The organism is Nonomuraea sp. NPDC050383 (genome assembly GCF_044459125.1).
Classification (GTDB): Bacteria; Actinomycetota; Actinomycetes; order Streptosporangiales; family Streptosporangiaceae; genus Nonomuraea.
In genome coordinates this window covers 836123-861863 of the sequence record NZ_JBITIP010000001.1, presented here as the reverse complement: position 1 = coordinate 861863, position 25741 = coordinate 836123, and the positions used below count along the sequence as shown (strand labels likewise).

22 protein-coding genes are annotated in these 25741 nt (G+C 71.9%); 13 read left to right on the top strand and 9 right to left on the bottom strand.

Features of this window, described 5'->3' with window-relative positions; all coding sequences use genetic code 11:
* Positions 1-41: 41 nt before the first annotated feature.
* On the top strand, positions 42-1028 hold the full coding sequence (locus ACIBG4_RS03840; RefSeq protein ID WP_310715087.1) for a carbohydrate kinase family protein: 987 nt from the start codon (positions 42-44) through the stop codon (positions 1026-1028).
* A gap of 83 nt (positions 1029-1111) precedes the next feature.
* Here the strand turns inward: ACIBG4_RS03840 and ACIBG4_RS03835 are convergent, their stop codons facing one another.
* The 3 genes from ACIBG4_RS03835 to ACIBG4_RS03825 all read right to left on the bottom strand — a co-directional run bounded on the left by ACIBG4_RS03835 (position 1112) and on the right by ACIBG4_RS03825 (position 3018).
* Positions 1112-1546, bottom strand: coding sequence for a CBS domain-containing protein (locus ACIBG4_RS03835; protein ID WP_310715085.1), 435 nt, complete (start codon positions 1544-1546; stop codon positions 1112-1114).
* A gap of 96 nt (positions 1547-1642) precedes the next feature.
* On the bottom strand, positions 1643-1888 hold the full coding sequence (locus ACIBG4_RS03830) for a sulfurtransferase TusA family protein (protein WP_310715084.1): 246 nt from the start codon (positions 1886-1888) through the stop codon (positions 1643-1645).
* Entirely contained in the window at positions 1885-3018 is a 1134-nt protein-coding gene (locus ACIBG4_RS03825; RefSeq protein WP_310715082.1) for an aminotransferase class V-fold PLP-dependent enzyme, read from the bottom strand. The genes ACIBG4_RS03830 and ACIBG4_RS03825 overlap by 4 nt, the downstream gene beginning before the upstream one ends.
* A gap of 253 nt (positions 3019-3271) precedes the next feature.
* Between ACIBG4_RS03825 and ACIBG4_RS03820 the strand changes: the two genes are divergently transcribed.
* The 4 genes from ACIBG4_RS03820 (at position 3272) to ACIBG4_RS03805 (ending at position 7469) form a co-directional block, all read left to right on the top strand.
* Positions 3272-4066, top strand: a complete 795-nt coding sequence (locus ACIBG4_RS03820; protein WP_310715081.1) for a cytochrome c oxidase subunit II — start codon at positions 3272-3274, stop codon at positions 4064-4066.
* A complete protein-coding gene (gene ctaD, locus ACIBG4_RS03815) occupies positions 4063-5724 on the top strand; it encodes a cytochrome c oxidase subunit I (RefSeq protein ID WP_310715080.1) in 1662 nt (553 codons plus the stop codon). The genes ACIBG4_RS03820 and ctaD overlap by 4 nt, the downstream gene beginning before the upstream one ends.
* On the top strand, positions 5724-6137 hold the full coding sequence (locus ACIBG4_RS03810) for a cytochrome c oxidase subunit 4 (RefSeq protein WP_310715079.1): 414 nt from the start codon (positions 5724-5726) through the stop codon (positions 6135-6137). Before ctaD ends, ACIBG4_RS03810 begins: the two co-directional genes overlap by 1 nt.
* A gap of 138 nt (positions 6138-6275) precedes the next feature.
* Positions 6276-7469 (top strand): Ig-like domain-containing protein, encoded by a 1194-nt coding sequence (locus tag ACIBG4_RS03805; protein WP_397200526.1) that lies wholly within the window; start codon positions 6276-6278, stop codon positions 7467-7469.
* A gap of 203 nt (positions 7470-7672) precedes the next feature.
* On the opposite strand, the gene trpD is transcribed toward ACIBG4_RS03805, so the two are convergent.
* Positions 7673-8710: an anthranilate phosphoribosyltransferase gene (trpD, locus tag ACIBG4_RS03800; protein WP_310715075.1), complete on the bottom strand. Its 1038-nt coding sequence runs from the start codon at positions 8708-8710 to the stop codon at positions 7673-7675.
* 9 nt (positions 8711-8719) lie between these two features.
* Positions 8720-9118, bottom strand: coding sequence for a hypothetical protein (locus ACIBG4_RS03795; protein WP_310715248.1), 399 nt, complete (start codon positions 9116-9118; stop codon positions 8720-8722).
* 198 nt (positions 9119-9316) lie between these two features.
* Here ACIBG4_RS03795 and ACIBG4_RS03790 point away from each other — a divergent pair, with 198 nt between their 5' ends.
* The 4 genes from ACIBG4_RS03790 to ACIBG4_RS03775 are packed head-to-tail and all read left to right on the top strand — an operon-like array spanning position 9317 to position 13555.
* Positions 9317-9967: a heme-copper oxidase subunit III gene (locus tag ACIBG4_RS03790; protein WP_310715074.1), complete on the top strand. Its 651-nt coding sequence runs from the start codon at positions 9317-9319 to the stop codon at positions 9965-9967.
* Positions 9968-9981: 14 nt separating this feature from the next.
* On the top strand, positions 9982-10791 hold the full coding sequence (locus ACIBG4_RS03785) for a c-type cytochrome (protein ID WP_310715072.1): 810 nt from the start codon (positions 9982-9984) through the stop codon (positions 10789-10791).
* Positions 10788-11903 (top strand): Rieske 2Fe-2S domain-containing protein, encoded by a 1116-nt coding sequence (locus tag ACIBG4_RS03780; protein WP_310715070.1) that lies wholly within the window; start codon positions 10788-10790, stop codon positions 11901-11903. The genes ACIBG4_RS03785 and ACIBG4_RS03780 overlap by 4 nt, the downstream gene beginning before the upstream one ends.
* Complete coding sequence (locus ACIBG4_RS03775) at positions 11900-13555, top strand: cytochrome bc complex cytochrome b subunit (RefSeq protein WP_397200525.1); 1656 nt, start codon at positions 11900-11902, stop codon at positions 13553-13555. Before ACIBG4_RS03780 ends, ACIBG4_RS03775 begins: the two co-directional genes overlap by 4 nt.
* 484 nt (positions 13556-14039) lie before the next feature.
* Here the strand turns inward: ACIBG4_RS03775 and ACIBG4_RS03770 are convergent, their stop codons facing one another.
* Both ACIBG4_RS03770 and ACIBG4_RS03765 read right to left on the bottom strand, forming a co-directional pair.
* Complete coding sequence (locus tag ACIBG4_RS03770; RefSeq protein ID WP_310715066.1) at positions 14040-14327, bottom strand: Lrp/AsnC ligand binding domain-containing protein; 288 nt, start codon at positions 14325-14327, stop codon at positions 14040-14042.
* Positions 14328-14344: 17 nt separating this feature from the next.
* Positions 14345-16069, bottom strand: coding sequence for a DEDD exonuclease domain-containing protein (locus ACIBG4_RS03765; protein ID WP_397200524.1), 1725 nt, complete (start codon positions 16067-16069; stop codon positions 14345-14347).
* Between the two features lie 128 nt (positions 16070-16197).
* Between ACIBG4_RS03765 and ACIBG4_RS03760 the strand changes: the two genes are divergently transcribed.
* The 3 genes from ACIBG4_RS03760 to ACIBG4_RS03750 all read left to right on the top strand — a co-directional run bounded on the left by ACIBG4_RS03760 (position 16198) and on the right by ACIBG4_RS03750 (position 21499).
* Positions 16198-17706: a protein kinase gene (locus ACIBG4_RS03760; RefSeq protein WP_397200523.1), complete on the top strand. Its 1509-nt coding sequence runs from the start codon at positions 16198-16200 to the stop codon at positions 17704-17706.
* Complete coding sequence (locus ACIBG4_RS03755; RefSeq protein WP_397200522.1) at positions 17696-19141, top strand: serine/threonine-protein kinase; 1446 nt, start codon at positions 17696-17698, stop codon at positions 19139-19141. The genes ACIBG4_RS03760 and ACIBG4_RS03755 overlap by 11 nt, the downstream gene beginning before the upstream one ends.
* A gap of 888 nt (positions 19142-20029) precedes the next feature.
* On the top strand, positions 20030-21499 hold the full coding sequence (locus ACIBG4_RS03750; protein WP_397200521.1) for a hypothetical protein: 1470 nt from the start codon (positions 20030-20032) through the stop codon (positions 21497-21499).
* 394 nt (positions 21500-21893) lie between these two features.
* On the opposite strand, the gene ACIBG4_RS03745 is transcribed toward ACIBG4_RS03750, so the two are convergent.
* Entirely contained in the window at positions 21894-23747 is a 1854-nt protein-coding gene (locus tag ACIBG4_RS03745; RefSeq protein ID WP_397200520.1) for a PH domain-containing protein, read from the bottom strand.
* A complete protein-coding gene (locus tag ACIBG4_RS03740; protein WP_397200519.1) occupies positions 23744-24358 on the bottom strand; it encodes a PH domain-containing protein in 615 nt (204 codons plus the stop codon). The genes ACIBG4_RS03745 and ACIBG4_RS03740 overlap by 4 nt, the downstream gene beginning before the upstream one ends.
* Before the next feature lie 110 nt (positions 24359-24468).
* Here ACIBG4_RS03740 and ACIBG4_RS03735 point away from each other — a divergent pair, with 110 nt between their 5' ends.
* Positions 24469-25698, top strand: coding sequence for a sensor histidine kinase (locus tag ACIBG4_RS03735; RefSeq protein ID WP_397200518.1), 1230 nt, complete (start codon positions 24469-24471; stop codon positions 25696-25698).
* Positions 25699-25741 lie beyond the last annotated feature (43 nt).

Here is a 25741-nt window from a genome sequence, read left to right as displayed (position 1 = left end):
GGGGCTCATTTGGCTTGCTGACAACGAGGAAGAAGAATCCCGTGCGCATCGCCGTCACCGGCTCCATCGCGACCGACCAACTGATGACGTTCCCCGGAAGCTTCGGCGACCAGCTCATCGCCGAGCAGCTCGACCGGGTGTCACTCTCGTTCCTGGTCGACGACCTGCAGATCCGTCGCGGCGGGTGCGCGGCGAACATCGCCTTCGGCATGGGCTGCCTGGGTCTGAAGCCGGTCCTGGTGGGCGCCGTCGGCAACGACTTCGCCGACTACCACTCCTGGCTGGAGCGCCACGGCGTCGACTGCGGCTCGGTGCACGTCTCCGAGACCCGCCACACAGCCCGTTTCCTGTGCACCACCGACGAGCACCACAACCAGATCGCCTCCTTCTACACCGGGGCGATGGCCGAGGCGCGGCTCATCGAGCTGCAGCCGGTCGCCGCCCGGGTGGGCGGCCTCGACCTCGTGCTGGTCAGCCCCAACGACCCCGACGCGATGCTGCGCCACACCGACGAGTGCCGCCAGCGCGGGATCCCGTTCGCCGCCGACCCGTCCCAGCAGCTCGCGCGCATGGCCGACGACCAGATCCGCGACCTCGTCGACGGCGCCGCCTACCTGTTCTCCAACGACTACGAGAAGGGGCTCATCGAGCAGAAGACCGGCTGGTCCGACGAGGAGATCCTGTCCCGCGTCGGCGTCCGCGTCACCACGCTCGGCCCCAAGGGCGCGGTCATCGACCGCCACGGCGAGCCGCCCATCCACATCGCACCGGCCCCGGAGCGGGGCAAGGCCGACCCGACCGGCGTCGGGGACGCCTTCCGCGCCGGCTTCCTGGCCGGCCTGGCCTGGGGCGTGTCGCTGGAGCGCTGCGGCCAGATCGGCAACCTGACGGCCACCCACGTGCTGGAGAACGTCGGCGGCCAGGAGTACGAGCTGGGCCAGAAGGTCTTCCTGGAGCGCTTCGCCGCCGCCTACGGTGCCGAGGCCGCCGACGAGGTCGGCGCCCACGTGCGCTGCCACCACCCCTAGGCGCCCCGGTCCGAGGTCGATGCCGCGCGGAAGGACCCGCGAAGCCGAGCACACCGCCGGCTCGCGGGTCCCCCGTCCTGGTGTCAGCCGTGCGCGTAGACGCGGTGGACGAACTCCGCGAGCTGGGCGTCCGGCAGGTGCCTGGCCAGATCGGCCTCGCTGATCATGCCCACCACGTGGTCGTCCTCGACCACCGGCAGCCGCTTGATCCGGTGCTCCTCCATGCGCGACAGCGCCTCCGCCAGCGGGGCGTCGGGCGTCACCGCCACCAGGTCCGCCGTCAGGTCGCCGGCCCGCACCTGCGCGGGGTCGCGGCCCTCGGCCACGCACTTGATCACGATGTCGCGGTCGGTGATGATCCCGATGACCCGCCCGTCGGAGTCGCAGACGGGCAGCGCCCCGATGTTGCCGTTGCGCATGAGCTGCGCGGCCCGGTCGAGTGACTCGTGGGCCGGCAGGCACTCGGCGCCCGGGTTCATCACGTCGCGTGCGGTCTCGTGCGGGTGTCCTTCGGTCATCTCTCCCCCTTGAGCGGTCGGTGAGCCGTCTCCGGCCCGCACTGGCCCTACCCATATCGGGTCACAAGCCACATGCAACGACCACGGGGGCCGGGGTCAGTAGTTGCGCCGGACGTGGATCGACCAGCCGCCGCCCGGCAGCTCGTACGAGCCGACGTGGCGGTGCGACTTGAGGCGGCACCAGGCCGGCACGTCCGCGTAGGCGGCCGGGTCGTCGGCCAGGACGGCCACCACGGAGTTGAGCGGCACGTGGTTGATCTGCTCGGCGAGCATGATGATCGGGATCGGGCACTTCTTCCCGAGTGCGTCGATCGTCAGTGCCGGCGTGGTGACCTCGGTCATGCGACTCCTGCGTCGTGGCGGATCCGGCGCACCAGCTCGGGCAGCACGGCGAGGAACCTGTCGACCTCGTCCGCGGTTGCGCCCCTGGGCAGGGAGACCCGCACGTTGCCATGGGTGAGCACGCCCATCGCTTCCAGGACGTGCGATGGACGAAGCGTACTAGCGGTGCAGGAGCTGCCGGACGAGACGGCGAACCCCGCCTTGTCGAGCTCGCCGAGGAGCACCTCGCCGTCCACGTACAGGCAGGAGAACGTCACGATGTGCGGCGCCCGCTCGACCGGCTCGCCGATCACCTCGACGTCCGGGACGATCTTCGGGACCGTCTCCCTGATCCGCCCGACCAGCTCCGACAGGCGCCGCTGCTCCACGGCGGCCTCCTCGGCCATGGCGCGCAGCGCCGCCGCGGCGGCCACGGCCGCCGGCACGTTCTCGAAGCCCGGCACGCGGCGGCGCTCCCGCTCGTCCTCCGGCAGGAACGAGCGGAACCTCGTGCCCTTGCGCACGGCCAGCACGCCCACCCCGGCCGGGCCGCCCCACTTGTGGGCGCTGGCCGTCAGCACCGACCACCCCGCGGGAACCGGCAGCCGGCCGGCGGTCTGCGCCGCGTCGACCAGCAGCGGGACCCCGAACCGCCGGCACGCCTCGGCGGCCTCGGCCACCGGCTGCAGCGTGCCCACCTCGTGGTTGGCGGTCTGCAGGCACGCCAGCGCGGTGCCCTCCCGCGCCACGGCGGCCTCGAAGGCGGCCGGGTCGACCCGGCCGGTCAGGCTCACGCCGACCGTCTCGACCGTGCCGCCGTCGCGTTCGTGCAGCTGGGCGGCGTGGAGCACGCTGGAGTGCTCCACCGCGGCCGTGACGAGGTGGCGTCCGGCCCTGCGCCTGCCGTGTAGGGTGCCGAGGACGCCGAGATGCACGGCCTGCGTGCCCGAAGAGGTGAACGACACCTCATCGGGACGCGCGCCCAGCACCTCGGCCACCTCCGAGCGCGCCTGCTCCAGCAGCAGATGCGCCCGGCGGGCCTGGGTGTACGGCCTCGCGGGGTCGGCCCAGCCGACGTCGATCGCCGCCAGGAGCGCCTCGCGCCCCCGGGGGTGCAGCGGCTCGGTCGAGGCCGCGTCGAAGTACGCCACGTGACCATCGTCCCACCCGCGCCGACCCGCTCGCGGCCGGCTCCCGGCCGCCCGGCCGTCTCCGGCAGGAGACACCGGGCCCCATCAGGGGCGCGCCATCCGAGGGGGCGCGCGGGAGGGCGGGGCCCTTGCACGCTAATGTGTCTGCAATCAGCTGTGCATTTGGAAATACGAGCGCCCAAGAGTGACTCTTGGGCTTCATCTGTGGGGTAGGCGATCCGTGAGTCCGACTCGCCGTTCGACACGGCGTTCGTTGGCCCGGCGCGGGGTGCCGCGCGCCGCCGCTTTGGCGTTGCTGCTGGCCACCGTGACGGCGTGTGCTAATGACGTTCCCAAGGCCGACTGGTCTCGTGGCCTCCTTCCGACGAGCATCACCACCCAGGGTGACACCATCACCAATCTGTGGAACGGCGCCTGGATCGCCGCGCTCGCCACGGGTGTCGTCGTCATCGTCCTGATCGTGTGGGCGTGCATCTTCCACACCCGGCGACGGGCCAAGGCAGAGCTGCCTCCGCAGGTTCGCTACAACCTGCCGATCGAGATCTTCTACACCCTGGTGCCGCTCGTCATGGTGTCGGTGTTCTTCTTCTTCACCGCCCGTGACACCCGCGACCTGCAGGCCCTGCCGGGCAACCCGGACGTCCAGGTCAAGGTCGAGGCGTTCCAGTGGAGCTGGCGCTTCACCACGACGGTCGGCGGCAAGACGCTCAAGCCCGTCACGGGCCAGCCGGTCAGCGACTACCACCAGGGTCCCCAGCTCGTCCTGCCCGTGAACAAGCGCGTGGAGTTCGACCTGAACTCCCCGGACGTCATCCACTCCTTCTGGGTGCCGGCGTTCCTGTTCAAGCGTGACGTGATCCCCGGCCTCCTGGAGAACGACAAGGGCCGGAAGTTCGAGATCACCACGCTGAACAAGCCCGGCGTCTACGCCGGCCGCTGCGCCGAGCTGTGCGGTGTGGACCACAGCCGCATGCTGTTCAACGTCAAGCTCGTTCCGCAGGCCGAGTACGACCAGTACATCGCGACCCAGACTGGGAGCGCCCAGTGACCGCCATCCAAGAGCCCCTCCGGACGACGGCAAGGCCCACACCCAAGGGCCGGATCATCGCCAAGTGGCTGTCCTCCACCGACCACAAGATCATCGGTCACCTGTACCTGATCACGTCGTTCATCTTCTTCCTCATCGGCGGCGTCATGGCGCTGGTGATGCGGGCGGAGCTGGCGCAGCCGGGTCTGCAGTTCACCAGCAACGAGCAGTTCAACCAGCTGTTCACCATGCACGGCACGATCATGCTGCTGATGTTCGCGACGCCGCTGTTCGCGGGCTTCGCCAACGAGCTGATGCCGCTGCAGATCGGCGCCCCCGACGTCGCCTTCCCGCGCCTCAACATGGTGAGCTACTGGCTCTACCTGTTCGGCAGCACCATCGCCGTGTCGGGCTTCTTCACCCCCAACGGCGCCGCCTCCTTCGGCTGGTTCGCCTACACCCCGCTGTCCAGCGTGGTCTACTCGCCCGGCATGGGCGGCGACCTGTGGATCATGGGTCTGGCGCTGTCGGGCCTCGGCACCATCCTCGGCGCGGTCAACTTCATCACCACGATCATCTGCATGCGCGCTCCCGGCATGACGATGTTCCGCATGCCGATCTTCACCTGGAACATCCTGCTGACCAGCATGCTCGTGCTCATGGCGTTCCCGGTGCTGGCCGCCGCGCTGCTCGCCCTGGAGGCCGACCGCAAGCTCGGCACCCACATCTTCGACTCGGCCAACGCCGGGCCGATCCTGTGGCAGCACCTGTTCTGGTTCTTCGGCCATCCCGAGGTGTACATCATCGCGCTGCCGTTCTTCGGCATCGTGACGGAGATCCTGCCGGTCTTCAGCCGCAAGCCGATCTTCGGTTACATCAGCCTGGTCGGGGCGACCATCGCGATCGCCGGTCTGTCGATCACGGTGTGGGCGCACCACATGTTCCCCACCGGACAGGTGCTGTTGCCGTTCTTCTCGTTCATGACGTTCCTCATCGCGGTGCCGACGGGCGTGAAGTTCTTCAACTGGATCGGCACGATGTGGCGAGGCCATCTGAGCTTCGAGGCGCCGATGCTGTTCTCGATCGGCTTCCTCATCACCTTCCTGCTCGGCGGCCTGACCGGCGTCATCCTGGCCTCCCCGCCGCTGGACTTCCACATCAGTGACACCTACTTCGTGGTCGCGCACTTCCACTACGTGGTGTTCGGCACGGTCGTGTTCGCGATGTTCGCCGGGTTCTACTTCTGGTGGCCGAAGTTCACCGGCAAGATGCTCAACGACCGGCTCGGCAAGGTCCACTTCTGGCTGCTGTTCATCGGCTTCCACACGACCTTCCTCATCCAGCACTGGCTGGGCGTGGCGGGCTTCCCGCGCCGCTACGCCGACTACAGCCCGCTCGACGGCTTCACCGACCTCAACATGATCTCGTCGGTGGGCGCCTTCGTGCTCGGCGCGTCCACGCTGCCGTTCTTCTACAACGTGTGGAAGACCTGGCGCAGCGCTCCGAAGGTCACCGTGGACGACCCGTGGGGCTTCGGCGGCTCGCTCGAATGGGCGACCTCCTGCCCGCCGCCGCGGCACAACTTCACGTCGTTGCCGCGCATCCGCTCGGAGCGCCCGGCGTTCGACCTGCACTACCCGCACACGTCCGCCAAGTCCGCCCAGGAGGTCGAGGCCTGATGAAGGTCCAGGGTTGGCTGTTCCTGCTGTGCGGCGTCTTCTTCGCCGGAGTCGACGTCGCCTACTGGTTCTGGACGAAGGCCGCGACGGGCCACGGTGAGCCGGTCGGCACCACCGCCATGGCCATCTCGGTGGGCTTCGCGTTCATGATCGGCTACTACCTGATGTTCACGGCGCGGCGCATCGGTGCCCAGCCGGAGGACAACAAGCAGGCCGACATCAGCGACGGCGCGGGTGAGATCGGCTTCTTCAGCCCGAGCAGCTGGTGGCCGCTGTTCCTCTGCCTGGCGGCGGCCTTCGCCTTCGCCGGGTTCGTCGTCGGCCTCTGGATGTTCATGATCGGGATCTTCCTGGTCATCATGGCGATGATCGGCTTCGTGTTCCAGTACTACCGGGGCAACTTCTCGCACTGACGCGAGCCGTCGAAGCGGGCGTCCTCCCTCGGGGAGGGCGCCCGCTTTTTGATGATCTTTACCGCCACACAAAGTGGCGAATCCATCACTCAGGGTACAACGGGAGGCGAAGGGACCGAACGGGACGGGGGAGTACTCGTGGGGCGCTTCACGTATGGATCGGCTGGTCTGCTCGCTCTGTCACTGCTGACGGCGTGCACCGCCACCACCGCAACCAGGCAAGCCGTCAAACCCGCCGCCGCCCCGGCCGTATCGGTGGCCGTCATCCCCGGCGACCGGGCCCGGGACGTGCCGACCGAGGAGCCCGTCGTCGTGGCCGCCGACGCCGGCCGGCTCACCAGCGTCCACGTGACCAGCGACCAGGGCCGCCTGACCGGCGTCATCAGCGCGGACGGCACCCGCTGGCGCAGCAACCAGACCGCCAGACCGGGCACGAAGTACACGGTGCGGACCGTCGCCGTCAACGCCGACGGCAGGCGCAAGGAGTCCACCAGCACCTTCACCACGGTCAAGGCGGCCCAGACCTTCGACATCGAGTACATCACCCCGAACAGCAACGACACCGGCACCACGGTGGGCGTCGGCATGCCCATCATGATCACCTTCGACAAGCCGATCACCGACCGGGTCGCGATCGAGCGCAACCTCACCGTGCAGAGCTCCAAGCCCGTCCAGGGCGCGTGGCACTGGTTCGACGACCGGCACGTCGACTTCCGGCCGACCGAGTACTGGCCCGCCTACACCAAGGTCCGCCTGGACGCCCGGCTGGCCGGCGTGCGCGGCGGCGAGGGCATGTACGGCAAGCGCGACGTGCGGCTCGACTTCCGCATCGGCCGCGAGCAGATCACCCGCGGCACCACCCAGAACCACGTCCTGACCGTCAGGCGCGACGGCAAGGTGATCCGCACCATGCCGATGAGCGCGGGGCAGGGCGGCGCCTGGAAGTTCTACACGACCTCCGGCATCCACCTGGCCATGTCCCGGGAGGCCATGACGGTCATGACCTCGCCCGGCATCGGCCCCGGCGAGTCCGGCTACTACCAGCTCACGGTCTACGACACGGTCCGGATCTCCAACAGCGGCGAGTACGTGCACAGCGCGCCCTGGTCGGTGGGGGCGCAGGGCAACTCCAACGTCAGCCACGGCTGCGTGAACGTCAGCCCGGAGAACGCCAAGTGGTTCGTGGACAACACCCTGATCGGCGACCCGATCATCATCACGGGATCGCCGCGCGTGCTGGAGCCCACCAACGGCTGGGGGCACTGGCAGGAGAACTGGAAGGAATGGCTCAAGTGGAGCTCGATCAAGGACGGCCCCACCGTGGGGTTCTGACGAGCGCTCCGGCGGCGCCGCGCAGAGGCTCCGCGCGGCGCTGTGATGGCTTCCTCACGCCCGGTGGGCCGCGGATGGAGCAGAGGGCGTAAGGGCAGGCCATCGGCCGTGTACGGGCCGTACAGACGCGAACGCGGCCCGGGGCGTGCCGGCTGGTGAAGCCGTGGACGTCCCGGGCCGCGTCCGGTCGCGTGGGCGCGCCGTCAGGCGGCGCGGCTCACCTCGACCCAGCGGTCGAGGGTCGCGGCGGCCCGGCCGGAGTCGACCGCCTGCGTCGCCCGCGCGTACGCGTCGATCATGGCCGAGTCGAGGTCGTCGCCGGGCCCGTCGAGGGCGACCAGCGCGGCGGCGGCGTTGAGTAGCACCGCGTCGCGCACCGGCCCCGTCACGCCGTGGACCAGGTCGCGCACCGCCTGGGCGTTGAACGTCACGTCGCCGCCGCGCAGCGCGGCCGCGTCGGCGCGCGGGATGCCCAGCACCGCCGGGTCGAACACCGTCTGCGTGGCGGCGCCGTCGCGGACCGTCCACACCGTCGAGGTGGTGGAGATCGTCAGCTCGTCGAGGCCGTCGTCGCCGCGGAACACCAGCGCCGACACGCCCCGCTCGGCGAAGACGCCCGCCAGCACCGGCAGCATGCCCGCGTCGTAGACGCCGATCGCCTGGGCCGCCGGCCGGGCCGGGTTGGTGAGCGGGCCGAGGAAGTTGAAGACCGTCGGGACGCCGATCTCCTTGCGCGGCGGACCGGCGAAGCGCAGCGCCGGGTGGTAGACGGGCGCGAAGCAGAACGCGATGCCCGCCTCCCGCGCCACCCGGGCGGTCTGCTCGGGCGTGAGGTCGAGGCGGATGCCCAGGTGCTCCAGGACGTCGGCGGCGCCGCACGAGGAGCTGGCGGCGCGGTTGCCGTGCTTGACCACGCGCGCGCCCGCGGCGGCGGCCACGATCGCCGCCATCGTGGAGACGTTGACGGTGTGGGCGCGGTCGCCGCCGGTGCCGACGACGTCGACCACCGGGCCCTCCACGCTCAGCGGCGTGGCCAGCTCCAGCATGGTGCGGGCCAGCCCGGCCACCTCCGCCACGGTCTCGCCCTTGGCCCGCAGCGCCACGGCGAAGCCGGCGATCTGCGCGGACGTCGCGGAGCCGGACATGATCTCTCTCATCGCCCACGCGGTCTCGTCGGCGGTGAGGTGCTCCCCGGAGAGGAGCGCCGACAGCAGGGCCGGCCAGGTGGTCCGGGCATCCACGGAGGGCACCTACTTAGCGTTGAGTCGGGTCGAGGAGCGGCGGCGCATGAGGTCGGCGACGGTTTCGGCGACCACCAGGGGCTCCAGCGGCTGCGGGACGACGGCGTCCGCCTTGGACCACTCGGCCAGCCAGCGGTCGTCGCGCCTGGCGATGATCAGGCAGATCGGCGGGCAGTCGTAGACCTCGTCCTTGGCCTGCCGGCTCACGCCCATGCCGCCGGCCGGCTGGGTCTCGCCGTCGAGCACGGCGACGTCGATCTCGCCGGAGGCGAGCCACTGGTGGACCTTGGGCTCGGTGGCGCACTCGACGACCTCCACGAACGGCACGTCGGCGGCCGGACGACGGCCGAGCGCCAGCCGCACCTCCTCGCGGGTGGTGGCGTCGTCGCTGTAGACGAGGACCTTCATGGTGTCGTCGGTGCTCACGGTCGCGCTCACTATCGGTCGAAGCGGTATATGGTCACCTGGGATCGTACCGGTGCGACGGCGTGCAATCCCAGGGAGCCGTCCCAGGCGCGTGATTTGCAGGAATCATCCCAGCTTGGTGGTCTCCGGACCCCCGCTAACGGGGGGTCGTGCGCCGGACCGACACCCGGAGCCGCAATAATGCTGCCCGTGGCGACAGCATCCGCAATAACTTCGACGACGACAGCACATCCGTCCCGCAGACCCAACCTGGTCAGCGTCGGGACGATCGTGTGGCTGTCCTCTGAGCTCATGTTCTTCGCGGCGCTGTTCGCGATGTACTTCACCATCCGGTCGGTGAGCGAGGGCCACGGCCTCGAATGGGGGCCTGCGCTGCTGCCGAAGGGCGCGACCGCCGAAGGCGCTCACCTGAACATCCCGTTCGCGACGGTCAACACGATCATCCTGGTGCTGTCGAGTGTGACGTGCCAGCTGGGCGTGTGGGCCGCAGAGAAGGGACAGGTCGGCAAGCTCCGCTTCTGGTACCTCGTCAGCTTCCTGATGGGCGCCGTGTTCGTCGGCGGTCAGCTGTACGAGTACGGCGAGCTGGCGAGCGAGGGCGCCACCCTGTCCGCCAACGCATTCACGTCGGTGTTCTACCTCACGACGGGCTTCCACGGCCTGCACGTGACCGGTGGCCTGATCGCGTTCCTGTTCATGCTGGGACGCACGTACGCCGCGAAGCGCTTCACGCATGAGCAGGCCACCAGCGCGATCGTCGTGTCCTACTACTGGCACTTCGTCGACGTCGTCTGGATCGGTCTTTTCGCGACCATCTACATCATTCGTTAAGGAACGGGATCTCTGTGACTAGGATCACCGCTTGGCGGCGGCATCCCCTCGCGAGATACGCCGTCCTGATTTTGGCGTTGGCGCTGGTCGGGATGGTTTATACCGCCTTCGTGCAGGCCGGCCGGCCCGCCGACGCGGCTCTCGCCTCGGGCAAGCTGGACGACGTCGCGGAGGGCAAGAGCCTCTTCGAGGTCCACTGCGCGAGCTGCCACGGCATGAACGCGCAGGGCACGTCGACCGGGCCGACGCTGATCGGCGTGGGCGCCGCGGCCGTCGACTTCCAGATGAGCACCGGCCGCATGCCGGCGTCCAACCCGGGCGCTCAGGTGCCGCGCAAGCCGCTCGCCGGCTGGGTGACGCCGGACAAGATCCGCCAGATCGGCGCCTACGTGCAGTCGCTCGGCGGCGGCCCGCAGGTGCCCGGCAAGGAGCAGGTCGACCCCGCGCTCGGTGACGCCGGCAAGGGCGGCGAGCTCTTCCGCGCCAACTGCATCCAGTGCCACAACTGGGCAGGCGCGGGCGGCGCGCTCACGCAGGGCAAGTACGCGCCGAACCTCAACCAGGCCACTCCGGCGCAGATCTACGAGGCGATGGTCACCGGGCCGCAGGCCATGCCGGTGTTCAACGACACCACGATCACGCCCGAAGAGAAGCGCAGCATGATCGCCTACATCACCCAGGTGCGCGAGCAGAAGGACCCGGGAGGCTTCGGCCTGGGCCGGATCGGCCCCGTGACCGAGGGTCTCGTAGGTTGGGTGGTGGGCATCGTGGCCCTCATCCTCGCATCCATCTGGATCACCGCGAAGAAGCGACAGAAGTCATGACAGACATCGAGCACGAGACCGAGCAGCCCGACGACCGCGTGCCCAAGCGCGTCATCGGCACCCCCGCCCCGGGCACCTCGATGCTCGGCGACGGAGTGGAGCCCGGCCGGGGCGACACCGAGGTCCCCGGCGTCACGTACCAGGACCAGGACAAGGCCCGCAAGGCCGAGAAGATCGTGGCGCTCTGCTTCACGATCACCTTCCTCGCGGCGATCGCGTTCATCATCTCGTACGTGGTCTTCCAGGTGGGCAGCCCGGAGGCCACCGCGGTCTCCAACCTCGCGCTGGGCGGAACTCTCACGCTCGCGCTGCTGGGGCTGGCCGTCGGCATCGTGGTCTGGGTCCGCCAGATCATGCCGAAGTACTCCCTCGTCCAGGAGCGCCACACGATGGCCTCCGACGAGGACAGCCGTGAGGTGGTCGCCGAGACCTTCATCCAGGGCGCCAACGAGAGCGGGTTCGTCAAGCGCCCGCTGCTGCGCCGCACCCTGCTGCTGGCGGCGGCTCCGCTGGGCCTGGTCCCGCTGGTGCTCCTGCGCGACCTGGACAACTCGAAGATGCCCGGCGCGAAGTTCAACGAGACGCTGCGCCACACCGTCTGGGGCGAGAAGACCAAGGAGGGCAAGCCGCTGCGCCTCGTCGTCGAGGGCACCGGCCAGCCGATCCGCGCGGCGGACTTCAACTCGCCGGGCGGCATCCTCTCGGTCGTCCCCGAGGGCTACCAGCATGACCTCAACGCCCTCGCCAAGGCCACGCTGATCCTGATCAAGTTCCGGCCGGAAGAGATCAAGTCGGGCGTCAACAGCAACTGGACGCACGACGGCATCGTGGCCTACTCCAAGATCTGCACGCATGTGGGCTGCCCGGCGGCCCTGTACGAGCAGACCACCCACCACATCCTGTGCCCCTGCCACCAGTCGACCTTCGACGCCGCCGACGGCGCCAAGGTCATCTTCGGCCCGGCCGCCCGGCCGCTGCCGCAGCTGCCGATCACGGTCGACGACCAGGGCTACCTCATCGCCAAGGGCGACTTCGCGGTTCCCGTCGGCCCCAGCTACTGGGAGCGCGGCGACGCCGAGGCCGAGGCCAGGTCCAAGGGAGGTCACGCATGAGCAGCGACCTGACAACGGTTCCCAAGGGCATCGCCGGTCCGTCGAACTTCATCGACGAGCGCATCGGCGCGGCCAACTTCCTCAAGCGCAACCTGCGGAAGGTCTTTCCCGACCACTGGTCGTTCCTGCTCGGTGAGATCGCGCTCTACGCCTTCATCCTGCTGCTGCTGACCGGCACGTTCCTGACGCTCTGGTTCAAGCCCAGCATGGGGGAGATCGCCTACAACGGCTCCTACGCCCCGCTCAAGGGCGTCATGATGTCCGAGGCGTACGCGTCGTCGCTGGAGATCAGCTTCGACGTGCGCGGCGGTCTGCTCATGCGGCAGATGCACCACTGGGCGGCCCTGCTGTTCGTGTCCGGCATGATGGTGCACATGCTCCGGGTGTTCTTCACCGGCGCCTACCGCAAGCCCCGCGAGCTCAACTGGCTGATCGGCGTCCTGCTGCTGACGCTGGCGCTGGTCGAGGGCCTCACCGGTTACTCCCTGCCCGACGACCTGCTGTCCGGCGCCGGTCTGCGGATCACCGAGGGCGTGGCGATCTCGCTGCCGCTGGTCGGCACGTACATCACGTTCTTCCTGTTCGGTGGCGAGTATCCCGGCGAGGACATCATCTCCCGGTTCTACTCGCTGCACATCCTGCTCATCCCGGGCCTCATCCTGGCGCTCGTGTCGGCCCACCTGGTGCTCATGTGGGTGCAGAAGCACACCCAGATGCCCGGCAAGGCCCGCACCAACAAGAACGTGGTGGGCGCGCCGTTCTACCCGGCCTTCATGGCCAAGGCCGGCGCGTACACGCTGTTCACGTTCGCGGTGGTCGCGGGGCTGGCGACCTTCACCCAGATCAACCCGATCTGGCTGTTCGGCCCGTACACACCGGCGGACATCTCGGCGGGCTCCCAGCCCGACTGGTACATGGGCTTCCTCGAAGGCTCGCTGCGGCTCATGCCGTCGTGGGAGATCAACCTGTTCGGCACCTCCCACGCGGGCACGCTGCCGCTCAGTGTGATCATCCCGGCGCTCGTGCCGCTGGGCCTGGTCATGACGGGGCTCGCGCTGTACCCGTTCCTGGAACGCTGGGTCACGGGCGACCACCGCGAGCACCACATCGCCGACCGCCCGCGCAACAACCCGCACCGCACCTCGATCGGCATGGCCGCCATCGTGTTCTACGGCGTGCTGTGGCTGCTCGGCGCCAACGACGAGCTCTCGGCGAACTTCCAGATCTCGCTCAACTGGACGACGTATGCCGGTCGCGTGCTGGTGTTCGTGCTGCCGGCGCTGGCGTACATCATCACCTACCGCATCTGCCTCGGCCTGCAGCGCCACGACGCGGGCGTCGTCTCGCACGGCGTCGAGTCGGGCGTCATCAAGCGGCTGCCGCACGGTGAGTTCATCGAGGTGCACACGCCCGCGGCGGACGACATCGAGGCTCACGTGCGCGGCAAGGAGGCGGTGCCCATGCTGCCCGTCGAGGCGGACGGCGCCGGCATCCCGCCCAAGGGCATGCGCGGTCCGCTCGGCAAGCTCCGGGCCCGCATGTCCCGCGCGTACGGCGGCGAGAAGATCGCCCTCGACGAGGGCCACGGTCACGGCCACGACGAGGAGCACGCCGCGGTCGAGTCCGGCGAGGACCGCTCGCTGACTCACTGACCACCCGCGCCGCCGGCCCTTCCCGGACCGGCGGCCCGACCCGGGCCCGGGCGGCTGCTGCCGTCCCGGGCTCGCGTTGTGTCCGGGGGGGGGGTGGTGGCCTGAGGTGTCCTTGGCGGAGGCGTCCCGTGGAATTCGCGCCCGGTCGTCGCGCCGTCCTGGCTTCGCGCGCGGTCCTCGCCCGCGCGCGGTCCTCGCGCCGTCCTGGCTTCGCGCCCGGTCCTCGCTCGCGCCCGGTCCTCGCGCCGTCCTCGCTCGCGCGCGGTGTCGCGGCGCTGGCCTGCAAAGGTCGGGTGGCCGGTCGGCGAGTCGGTCCATGCGTCCGGCCGGGCGCGGCGTGCTCGGAGGCGTCCGGCAGGTCGCCGTCACCGGCGTTCCGGGTCGCGTTCCGCCGTGCCCGGTGGTGTGCTGCCGTGTCCGGTGATGTCCCGCCATGCCAGGCGAAGTCCCGCCGTGGCCGGCGCAGGGGCGGGGACGGGGGCGGTCAGTCGGACTCGGTGAAGCCGATCGAGAAGGCGGAGTCCAGGTCGTGCTTGGAGTACGCCCGGAAGGCGATGTGGGTCTCGGTGTGCAGGACGCCCGGGACCTTGTTCAGGCGGCCCGGGACCACCTCGGCGATCTCCTCGTAGGCGGCCACCCGCACCATGGCCAGCAGGTCGTACTCGCCGGTGATGGAGTAGACCTCGCTGACGCCGTCGATCTCGGCGATCGTCTGGGCGACCTCCGGGATCCGGTCCACCTCGGCGTTGATGTGAACGATAGCCGTGACCATGGCCCAACTCTATCGGGTCAGCGCAGGGGGCGGCCCTCGCGGGAGCGCTGCGCGGTGAGGGGGCGGTAGGCGAGCTCGATGCGGGCCTTGTGACGGGCCGCCCCGTGGACGGGCAGCGCCCAGTCCCCGTCGACCTCCACCAGCCGGACCCCCGGCGACTCCAGCCAGCGCAGGATGCACTCGGTCTCCTCGGCGCTCGCCGCGTGGACGGGGCCGGGGCCGGGCAGGACGGTCTCGGCGTGGGCCGCCAGCGACTCCACGTACGGGGTGGGGTGGGCGCCGCGCGGCATGACTCCGGCCGCCGCCAGCCGGCCGTACCGGACGACGTGGATGTCCCAGCCGCCGTCGAACGCCGGACTGGCCGCTATGAGCTGCGGGATCCGCGTGATCGAGGACAGGCGCTGCATGCGGGCCGCCGTGCGGACGAACGCGGCCAGCCGGTCGCGGTCGACCGACGCCTCCTCGTAGCGCTGCTCGGCCGAGAGCCGCTCCATGCGGGCGGTCACCGCGGCGAGGACGGGCGAGGCGTCGAGTGTCATGGCCCGGCGGGCCGTCTCGGCGTGGACGGCGTACTCGGCCTGGCTCTGCCTGCCCTCGCAGGGGGCGCCGCAGCGGCCCATCTCCAGCAGCACGCAGGCCGCCCGGCGGGTGCGCAGCGTGACGGGCTGGGTGCACTGGCGCAGCGGCACCGCCTCGTGCAGGGCGAGGCGGGCGTCGTCGGCGGAGCGGCTGCTGCCGAACGGGCCGAGGTAGGCGGCGCCGTCGTCGCGCACCTCGCGCACGATCGACAGCCGGGGGAACGGCTCTTGCGTGAGCTTGAGCCAGACGACCTTCTCGGGGAACCGGGAGCGGCGGTTGTAGCGGGGCTTGGCGCCGCCGATCAGGCGCAGCTCGCGTACCTCGGCCTCTAATGCCGTGGCGCACACGATGTGGCGGACCCGCTCGGCGATGCCGATCATCTCGCGGATGCGCGGCCGGGTCTCGCTCGCGGTGAAGTAGGAGCGCACGCGGTTGCGCAGGTTGGTGCTCTTGCCGATGTAGAGGACCTCGCCGCGCTCGTCCTCGAACAGGTAGACGCCGGGGGAGTGGGGCACCGACTCGGCGAGGTGACGCTTGCGCTGCTGCTCGGGGGTGGGCGCGCGGACGAACGACTTGAGCTCCTCCAGCGTGTGGACCTGGAACGATCCCGCCCGCTCGATCAGCCCGTGGAGCACGTGCACGGTGGCCCTGGCGTCCTGCAGGGCGCGGTGGCACGGCTCGGCGGGGCTGCGGAAGAACTTGGCCAGCGTGCCCAGCTTGGCGTTGGGCGTCTCGTCGCGGGTCAGCACCCGGCGGGCCAGGTCGACGGTGTCGACCACCGGGTTGGCCGGAGGGGGGTAGCCGTGGTCGGCGCAGGCCGCCTTGATGAAGCGGGTGTCGAAGCCCGCGTTGTGCGCGACCAGCGTCGTGCCCTGGATGAACTCGAGGAAGCTCGGCAGCACCGCCTCGATGCGGGGCGCGGCCACGACCATGGCGTCGGTGATCCCGGTGAGCACCGAGATGAACGGCGGGATCGGGCCGCCCGGGTCGACCAGCGTGGAGAACTCGCCCAGCACCTCGCCGGCCCGCACCTTGACCGCGCCGATCTCGGTGATCGCGTGCTCGGCGGGCGAGCCGCCGGTCGTCTCCAGGTCGAACACCACGAACGTGACGTCACTCAGCGGGGTGCCGAGCTCGTCGAGTGTGCCTTGTACCGCGTCCACGATCCAAGACCATAGAGTCGGCCACCGACAGTTGCGCGCCCGCCCCGACAAGGACCCGCTCAGAAGGACCCCCTGAGAAGGACCGGACGAATAACCCTTCATCATGATCATTAGTTAGTCTTCCGGTTATGTCTGGCGGAAGACTCGCCGGTCGCTACTCCCTGATCCGCCCGCTCGGCTCCGGCGGCATGGGGAAGGTGTGGCTGGCCAGGGACGAGATGCTCGACCGCGAGGTGGCGGTCAAGGAGCTGACGCTGCCCGAGGGCCTGCCCGACGGGGAGCGCAACGAACTCGTCACGCGCGCCGTGCGGGAGGCGCAGGCCACCGCGCGGCTGCGCCACCCCGGAATCGTGGCGCTGCACGACGTCATCGTCGAGTACGGCCGCCCGTGGCTGGTGATGGAGCTGCTGCGCGGCGGCACCCTGGCCGACGTCGTCAAGCGGCACGGCCCGATGCCGCAGGAGCACGCGGCGCGGATCGGCGCCGATCTGCTGGAGGCGCTGGCCGCCGCCCACACGCAGGGGCTGCAGCACCGCGACGTCAAGCCGGGCAACGTGTTCATCACCGACGGCGGCCGGGTGGTGCTCACCGACTTCGGCATCGCCCGTCAGGAGGGCCAGGCAGCCCTCACCGAGCAGGGGCTGACGATCGGCTCGCCGGGGTTCATCGCGCCGGAGCGGCTGGACGGCGACCCGGGCGGCCCGGCCAGCGACCTGTGGTCGGTCGGGGCCACTCTGTTCTACGCGGTCGAGGGCCGGCCGATGTACGGCGGCACGGCGAGCGAGCGGATCACGGCCACGCTCACCACGCCGCCGCCCGAGACGGCCGGTCCCATCGGGCCGGTGATCGCTGCGCTGACCGCGCGTCACCCGTTCACCAGGCCGGACGCGCGGACCGCCCGCGACGCGCTGCGGCAGGTCATGGCCGGCCAGGCCCCCCGTCTCACGTCCACGCAGGAGATCACGGCGCCCCGCCGGTTGCCGGGCCGCCGCAAGGGGCTCCTGTGGGGCGCCGCGGCCGTGGCGGTCCTGCTCGCCGCGGTGGGCACGGGTGTCTTCTTCCTCGTACGCCAGCAGGCCGACGGCCTCCCCGGGGCGTTCGCCGTTCCCATGGACGCGTGCGCGCTGCTGCCGCGTGAGGACGTGAGCCGTCTCCTGCGCCTGCAGAAACCCCCGGACGGCAAGCGGAGTTCGAACCAGGAAGGCCCCACCTGCGGCTGGGCCGTTCAGGGCCGCGGCCTCGGGCTTCAGCTCCAGAAGGACTCCGACACGGCCGACCCGTGGTCGATGACCCGGACGTCGGCTCACACCCTGTTCGAGAACCAGCGGGTCTACTGGGGCAGGTACACACACCAGCAGATCGACTGGACCTGGCCGGAAATCGGCGCCAAGGGCTTCAACAAGGCGACCCTCACCCCGGTCCACGCGGTCAGCGGGGTCGGCGAGGAGGCGTTCGGCTACGAGCTGAAGGGATCGACGGGCCGGGTGCACTCCGCCCACATCTACTACCGGCTGGCCAACCTCGTGGTCCGGGTCGAGTACTCCGACCTGGGCAACCGGCCCACCGACGCGGACATCAGGAACACCGCGCTCGACGCGGCGCGGGTCACCGAGCAGGCGTTGCGCCGTGCGGGCTGAGCCCTACCGGCTGGCCGGCCGCTACCGCCTGGTGGAGCGGCTCGGCGAGGGCGGCGCCGGCACGGTCTGGCGGGCCATCGACGAGACGCTGGACCGACAGGTCGCGGTCAAGCAGGTGCGCGTCCCGGGGGGTCTCACCCCTCAGGAGCGGGCCGCGTTCGCCGACCGCGCCATCCACGAGGCCAGGTCCGCCGGACGGCTGCGCGACCCGGCGATCGTGATGGTCCACGACGTGGTGCTCGACGGCGACCAGCCGTGGATCATCATGGACCTGGTCGTCGGACGGTCGCTGGACAAGGTCGTCAAGGAGCTCGGACCGCTCCCGCCCGGCGAGGTGGCGCGCGTCGGGCTGCGGGTGCTGTCGGCGCTGGAGACCGCGCACCTGAACGGCATGCTGCACCACGACGTCAAACCGGCCAACATCCTGCTGGACTCCGACGGCTCCGCGATGCTCACCGACTTCGGCATCGCCGTGCCCCTGTACGGCCAGGACGGCGCGGGTCCGGGTGCGGTCTCGGGCGCCGGCTCGCTCGGCTACATGGCGCCCGAACGGCTGAACCAGCGGGCCGCCGGCTCCTCCTCCGACCTGTGGTCACTGGGCGCGGCCCTCTACACGGCAGCCGAGGGCAGGGCGCCGTTCGAGCGGGCCATGCCGGCCGCCGTGGCGGCGGCGGTGCTGCTGCACGACCCGCCGTTCCCGGAGCGGGCGGGCCCGGAGCTCGGGGCGCTGCTCATGGCGATGCTCGCCAAGGACCCGGCGGCGCGGCCGTCGGCGGGCGAGGTCCGGGAGCGGCTGAGCGCCGTGGCCGAGCCCGCCCGGCGCCGTCGCCGCTGGTGGCGGGCTCCCGTGGCCGTCGTGTCGGCTCTGCTGCTGGCCGCGGGCGGCTGGTACGGCCTCGCGGCGCTCAAGGGGACGCCCGAGGTGGGAAGGTTCGCGAAGGCGCCCGACCCGTGCGGGGCGATCAGTGACGCCCGGGCCGCCGAGCTGCTGGACGGGCCGGTGAAGCGCCAGGTGCCCCTGCCCGGCTGGTGCGAGTGGCGGCTCAACGGGGTTTCCAGCCCGGCGCGCAAGCTGACCGTCCGGCTCTGGGCCGAGCAGCCGACCGGCGACCTCAGCGGCCCCGCGGTGGCCGCGCGCAGGTACGCCAGCGAGCGTGCCAGCAGGGGGGCCGCGATGGGCACGACGTTCCGCACCGTCACCGGGAAGGGCCAGGACGTGGCCGGGGTGGGCGAGGCGGCGTTCGGGCAGACCTCGTTCGAGCTCTTCCCCACCGACCGGGAGGGGCGGACGAACGACGTCCTGCTGTTCCGCCTGAGCAACCTCATGGGCGAGGTGATCCTGCACCGCGAGGAGGTGCCGATGAAGGACGCCACGGGCGGCAAGGAGCCGGCGCTCGCCGTGGCGCGGGAGCTGGTGGCGTCGCTCAAGGGATGACGGCCTCGGGTTGCGGCGGTGCCCCTCTCGGCGGATCAGGAAGTGCCGCATCACGGGTTTCACTAACATGTTCAGTCGCATGTCATGGCGAATCCCCAGGAGTGCCTCGTGAATGCCGGTAACCGGAATGAGCCGCCGCCCAACCCCCACCCGGGGCCGGGCGGGCCGTCCGAGCCTCCAGGCCGGCCGCCGGTGGGGCCGCCGTTCACGCCCTGGGAGCCGCAGGCGGGACCGTACGAGGGCCGCCCGGCCACCCCGCCCCCGCCGGGCCCGCCCGCCACGCCGCAAGCCGGTCCGCCCTCAGGTCCGCACGCCGGCCCTCACGCCGGTCCGCCCTCAGGCCCTCACAGCGGCCCTCACACCGGTCCGCCCTCAGGTCCTCACAGCGGTGCTCACGGCGGTCCCTCGGTGGGGCCGCCCGCTGGGACCCCGGTCTGGCCTCCCGCCTCGCGCCCTCCCGGCCCGCCGGCAGGCCCGTCGGGCCAGCCGCTTTCGGGTCCTCAGACGGGGCCGCCTTCAGGTCCTCAGGCCGGGCCGCTTCCGGATCCTCAGTCAGGGCCGCAGCCCGGGCCGCCCCTCTGGGCCGCCCCCGGTGCCCCTGCCGGGTCTTTCCCCGTCCCGCCCGCCGTCCCGTACGGGGACCCGGGCGCGCCCGCCTCCCCGTACGGCGGCCCGCCGCAGAGCGTTCCGGCGGGCCAGTATCCACCACCGGGCCAGTACGGCCCGCCCGGCCCGCCCGGTCAGTATGGCGGCCCGCCCGGTCAGTACGGCCCGCCCGGTCAGTACGGCCCGCCCGGCCAGTACGGTCCGCCCGCGCCGGGGACTCCCGGCGCCGCGTACGGTCAGCCCGGGGGTGGCGCGTCGGACACCGCGCCGTCCTTCGTGGGCGTGGACATCCCCACCGGCGCGTCCCCCAGCTCGGCGAACCTCCCCGAGAACCGTCCGAAGGCGCGCCGCCCCTGGGTGATGCCCGCCGTGGCCGCCGGCGTCGCGGTCCTGCTGGCGGGCGTGGCAGGCGGCGCCTACCTCGTGTTCGGCAGGACGTCCGCCTCGGAGCAGCCCGCCGCCAAGGCCTCCGCCCAGAAGGCGGCCGCCGTGACCGGCCCCGACGTGTGCGCCATGCTGCCCAAGGAGACGGTCGACCGGCTCGTGCCGCAGGCGACGGTCACCGCCGACTCCAGGTCCGGCGAGTACACGATCACCTTCAACTGCACCTGGGCGAACCAGCGGATCTCCTTCGGCGAGTACTGGCGCAGCCGCCAGGTCGAGGTCAAGGTCGACCAGCACCGCGGCGACGGCGCGAAGACCGGCCGTTCCATGGCCCAGAACTCGTTCGACATCGACTACAGCAGCGCCAAGTACGGCGAGACCGCCAAGCCGACCCTCAAGAAGGGCGAGAAGGACTACACCTCCAAGGTCAAAGACATCCAGGGGGTGGGTGACGGCGCTTTCGCCCAGTACGTGTGGCGCCGCTCGGGCAACGTGTTGTGGTACTCGTACGGCGAGGCCCACGCCCGGGTCGCCGACATGACCATCGAGGTCAAGTACCAGGCGAACCAGCAGCGCAAGGACGCCCAGATCTTCAGCAGCGACACCGTCCAGTCCGTCACCGAGGACAACGCCATCCGCGAGGTCACCGGACTCGCCGGGCAGATCGCCAAGGGCGTGGCCGCCTGGAAGGCACAGCACCCCGACGTGCTGGCCCAGCCGCTCAAGGTGCCCTCCGCCACGCCCACGGCCCCCTCGGCGTCGGCGACGCCCACGCCCTCGCCGACGCAGCTCGCGGCGATGCCCGCCGACTGTGTGGCGGCGGGGAAGGCCGCGACCAAGCTGGTGCCGGGCGCGGAGACCAGGGCGACGGGCGGTGGCACGGGGGCGGATGCCCAGAACGAGTGCCGCTGGCTCAACCGCAAGATCGACGCCGGTGGCGATGTCACGAAGACCCGCAGCGTGCTGATCACCACGCACCGGTTCACGAACCGCGCGGGCGCCCCCGACGCCGGCGCCGCCAAGACCTTCTACGCGAGCCGGCGCGGCGGGGCCAAGTCCGTGGAGGACCTCGACTCGCGCGACGTCGACTGGGCCAAGCTGAGCGACATCAAGGGCATGGGGGACGCCGCCTACAGCCAGTACATCAGTTACCGGCGCGGGGCGATCTTCGCGGGCAGCGCGACGGTGACGATCCAGAAGGGGGCGCTGGTCGTGACGGTGGACTTCGCGGGGCAGCAACGGCCCGACAGCGAGCCGACCAACTCCCCCAAGGTGCGCCTCATGCCGAGCAAGGAGGCGGTCGCGGGCGCGCTCGCGGTGTCCCGCGCCTACCTGGCGGGCTTGGAAAGCGGGACCGGCGGCGGCTGACCTGCCCCGCCCCGGCCCCTCCCGGTTCGGGCGGGCCCGGCACCACGTCGCCGGGCCGGGTGACCGGCAGCGGCCCGAACGCGGCGTGCCCGACGAGCAGGTGACCGGCGTTCACCCGGCGCGAAACGCCATGACCGCGCGCCTTCCGGAGACGGCGAACCGGCATACACCTGGACCCTTGACGCGAAGGGTTTACGAGCCTGCAACTGATCTGCAAGCGGGGCAAATAGCGTTGATCACGTAACAGCGTGAGCCGCGTGATCTCGCTTGACCGTGACAGGGGCGCGGGCAAGCCGTGGGGGATCCCGCGACTCACACCGCCTCGCGCGCGCCCGCCCGTCGGGAGCCGGGCCCGCGCGCGCGAGGCACCCTCCGTCCGGGGGCATTCGCCCGCTCACCCCTCGGGGCCTCCGGCGGGGACCAGGAACGGGTCGAGGAGGCCGGGCACGGCCCCCGCCGCGAGCTCCAGGCCGGCGGCACAGCCCACGTCGACGACGTCGTAGTGGCCGTCGCCCGCGGCCGTCGTGGCCGAGACCGTCAGCAGCCCGGCGCGGCGCTGGACGTACGACTGAGTGATCGTCCAGCCCACGATGCCGCTGCGGTCGAGCGCGACGGTCCGGCGCACCACCGCACCCGACCGGGTGACCAGGTGGCGCCCGCCGAGCGCGTGCCCCAGCCCCCGGTAGCCGGCCACGGCCAGCCAGAGCGCGGCCGCCAGAGCCGTCGCCGTGACGCAAGCCGCCACACCCCAGACCCACGCCTCCGTGGACGCGGCCCGCGCCCACACCCCCGCCTCCGGCGCCCAGGGCCAGCCGGAGCGGGAGAGCACCGCCACGGCGATCGCGAGCGCCGCGACCGGTGCGACGACGGCGGCCAGCGCCCTCCGCACCCGCCTGCGCCGGGCGGCCACCGGGTGCGGAAGGGGCTCCGGAAGGGGTGCGCCCGCGATCCGGGCCGCCACGCGCGCCGCCTCGCCGCGGGGCAGGGGCGGAGTGAGCGCCGCCACGTCCTCCGTCTCGCCCTCCTCGGCCTTGCCCAGGCCGGTGGCCACCGCCTTGACACGGGCCCCGCCTCCGAGCCTCAGCAGCAGCGGCTCGCGGATCTCCACGCCCCGCAGCCGCTCCTCGTCCAGCGTGAGCGACCGGCTGGTCAGCAGCCCCCGCCGCACCCGCCACCGCCCGTCCCGCCGCGCCGGGTCGGCAGCCGGGCTTCGCACCAGGTCCGGGCCGCTGGCCGTGGCGGATCCAGGGCGGCCGGGCTCGCGTTCCAGGCGGTAGCCGCCCCACGACTCCACGAAGATCAGCAGCGCTCCCGTCACGCCGGCCACCACGTTGCCCGCGACCACCAGCGGTACCGTCACCCAGGGCCGCTCCGTCAGCCAGTCCCACACGACGCCCGCCGTCTCGCCGGAGAACACCTCCACCCCGAGCGCGTCGAGCGGCTTGTACAGCACCCCGAGCACGATCGCGGCCCCGGCGAACGACCACACGGTCAGCGGCGCGTACCGGACCCACGACCACCGCAACCGCGCCACCACCTCGACGGCCCCCACCTCGACGGCCCCCGCCCCGACGGCCTCCGCCTTCACGGCGCCCGCCTCCCGGCCGTCCGGCCCGCCCCGGGACGCCCGGCCCTCGCCCGGCCACCCGGTTGCACCCGGAACGTCCTGGGCGGCGCCCCCGATGCGCCCGGCGTCCCGGTCGACGGCCGCACGTCCACCGACCCCCGGGCCGGTGGACGTGCTCGCCGACGGCAGGTCCTCCCAGCCCGTGGCCGGGAGGAAGGGGCCGGCTGGGGCGCCCGACAGGAGGGCCCGGCGCAGCGCCTCGGCCTCGGCCCTCGTCAGCGGGTCCAGGGTCAGCTCGGTGCGCTCGTCGCCATGGCCGCCCGCGCCGATCCTGACGACGGTCAGCCCGAACGCCCGCCGTACCGGATCGGCGCGCAGGTCCACGCTGCGGACCCGGTCGCGCGGCACCGACCGGTGCCGGCGCGACAGCACGCCGGAGCGCAGCTCCAGGCGGTCCCGCGTGAGCCGCCAGCGCGTCACGCGCAGCCGCGTCACGTCGTACGCGACGACAGCCGCCACGATGAGGACGGCGGCCACCCCCGCCACCGCCGCGACCGCGCCCCACGGCCGGTCGGCTCCGTGCAGCACCCGCACCACGACCACGTCCACGGCCACCACGGCGCCGAGGGACAGCACCGCCGAGACCCCCACGCTCCGCCCGGGCAGACGACGCCAGGTCATGTCGCGTCCCCCGGCGTGGCCTGCGTGATCGCGGTCAGCCGGGCCGCGAGCTCGGCGGCCAGCTCGTGGTCCAGCCCCTCGATCGTGATCGGTCCCGCGGCCGACGCCGTGGTCACCGTCACGTCCGCCAGCCCGAACAGCCGCTGCACCGGCCCCCGCGCGGTGTCGACCGTCTGGATGCGCGACATCGGCGCCACCCGCCAGGTGTGGGTGATCCAGCCCTTGCGTGTGTACACCGCCTCGGCGGTCACCTCCCAGCGCTCCCTCCGGTACGACGCACGCGGCCCGGCCACGGCCAGCACCAGGCAGCAGCCCGCGAACCCGGCCACCAGCAGGCCCAGCACGACCGGATGCCCGGTGAACAGCCAGTACGCCGCCACGGTCCCGCCCGCCACCGGGACGGCCAGCATGAGCGCCTGCGCCGTCCACCACCTGACGGCACGCGGATCGGCCTGGTGACGCGGCGGCCTCAACGCCACCCCGGCCACCCCCGTCCCCGCCTCGGCCCCGATCCCCGCCTGCGCCCCCGTCCGCGCCGTTCGCCGAAGGGGCGGGCGCGGGTCAGGGAAGGTGTCCGGCCGTGGCACCGGATGCTCGTCGTGACGTTCCATGCCACCGACCATGGCGCGGCCGGCGAGCCCGGCGCGTCCGCCGGAGGTCGCGCGGTGTATCGACTTTGGTCGCTGTCCGCCCGCCCCCCGACCCCCTAACCTCGGGACATGTGAGCGACCACCACGAATACCGCTGGGCCCTGCCGTCCGTCCTCCTGGGCGACGGCTCCGCCGGGCGGCCCGTGCGACGCTCCACCCGCGACTGGATCGTGGACATCCTCATGTTCCTGGCCGCGTGCGGCATCACGCTGATGACGGCGCCCGAGCTGGAGGGCATACCGCGGGCGCTGGTGGTGACCGAGCAGGTCGCCGGGGTGCTGTCGTGCGTGGCGGTGTGGCTGCGCCGCCGGTGGCCGGTGGGATTGGCCGTGGTGACCGGGGTGCTGTCGACGTACCTGCTGATGGTCGGCGGCGCGTCCGTGGTGGGGTTGTTCACGGTGGCGGTGCACCGGCCGTTCAAGGTGTCGGGGCTGGTCGCCGTGCTCGGCTTGGTGACGACCGCCCCGTACGTGCTGCTCCGGCCCGATCCCGAGCTGGGGCCGGCCGGGACGGCGACGCTGACCGTGGCGATCCTGCTGACGGTGTTCGCCTGGGGCGTGGTCGTACGGGCCCGGCGGCAGCTCGTCTGGTCGTTACGGCAGCGCGCGGTCATCGCGGCCGACGAGGCCAAACGGCTCGAACGCGAGCGGATCGCCCGCGAGATGCACGACGTGCTGGCCCACCGCATCTCCATGCTGAGCCTGCACGCGGGGGCGCTGGAGTTCCGGCCCGGCGCGCCGCCCGAGGAGATCTCCCGGGCCGCCGGCGCCATCCGCGACAGCGCCCACCAGGCGCTCCAGGATCTGCGCGAGGTGATCGGCGTGCTGCGCCACCCGTCCTCCTCCGGCGACGAGAACGGTCCCGTGCCCCTCCCGCCCCAGCCCACGCTGGCCGACCTGCGTTCCCTGGTCGAGGAGTGCCGGCAGGCGGGCATGAAGGTGTCCTTCACGATGAGCGGGTTCGACGGGGACGCGGCCCGGGCCGCCGGCGGGGGAGACGCCGCGGTGCCGGACGCGCTCGGCCGTACCGTCTACCGGGTCGTCCAGGAGGCGCTCACCAACGCGCGCAAGCACGCGGGCGGCGCGCCGGTGGGCGTGACCGTCGCAGGGCGGCCCGGCGACGGGGTGACGGTCGAGGCGCGCAACGCGGTGTGGGCCCGGCAGAGCCCGCGCCTCCCGGGAGCGGGAGCGGGGCTCATCGGGCTCACCGAGCGGGTCGGGCTGGCGGGTGGCCGGCTGGAGTTCGGGCCGGTGGCGGGGGGCGACTTCCGCCTGCACGCATGGCTGCCGTGGGCCTCGTGACCGTCGTCCGGGATCGTGACGACGTGCCGCGGGTCGCGGCCGT

Excerpts from the sequence above, each read along its gene's own strand:
- ACIBG4_RS03745 (WP_397200520.1), bottom strand. The coding sequence starts at position 23,747 with ATGACCTGGCGTCGTCTGCCCGGGCGGAGCGTGGGGGTCTCGGCGGTG.
- ACIBG4_RS03790 (WP_310715074.1), top strand. The coding sequence starts at position 9,317 with ATGCTGCCCGTGGCGACAGCATCCGCAATAACTTCGACGACGACAGCA.
- ACIBG4_RS03795 (WP_310715248.1), bottom strand. The coding sequence starts at position 9,118 with ATGAAGGTCCTCGTCTACAGCGACGACGCCACCACCCGCGAGGAGGTG.
- ACIBG4_RS03830 (WP_310715084.1), bottom strand. The coding sequence starts at position 1,888 with ATGACCGAGGTCACCACGCCGGCACTGACGATCGACGCACTCGGGAAG.
- ACIBG4_RS03775 (WP_397200525.1), top strand. The coding sequence starts at position 11,900 with ATGAGCAGCGACCTGACAACGGTTCCCAAGGGCATCGCCGGTCCGTCG.
- ACIBG4_RS03810 (WP_310715079.1), top strand. The coding sequence starts at position 5,724 with ATGAAGGTCCAGGGTTGGCTGTTCCTGCTGTGCGGCGTCTTCTTCGCC.
- ACIBG4_RS03780 (WP_310715070.1), top strand. The coding sequence starts at position 10,788 with ATGACAGACATCGAGCACGAGACCGAGCAGCCCGACGACCGCGTGCCC.
- ACIBG4_RS03770 (WP_310715066.1), bottom strand. The coding sequence starts at position 14,327 with ATGGTCACGGCTATCGTTCACATCAACGCCGAGGTGGACCGGATCCCG.
- ACIBG4_RS03760 (WP_397200523.1), top strand. The coding sequence starts at position 16,198 with ATGTCTGGCGGAAGACTCGCCGGTCGCTACTCCCTGATCCGCCCGCTC.
- ACIBG4_RS03835 (WP_310715085.1), bottom strand. The coding sequence starts at position 1,546 with ATGACCGAAGGACACCCGCACGAGACCGCACGCGACGTGATGAACCCG.
- ACIBG4_RS03740 (WP_397200519.1), bottom strand. The coding sequence starts at position 24,358 with ATGGAACGTCACGACGAGCATCCGGTGCCACGGCCGGACACCTTCCCT.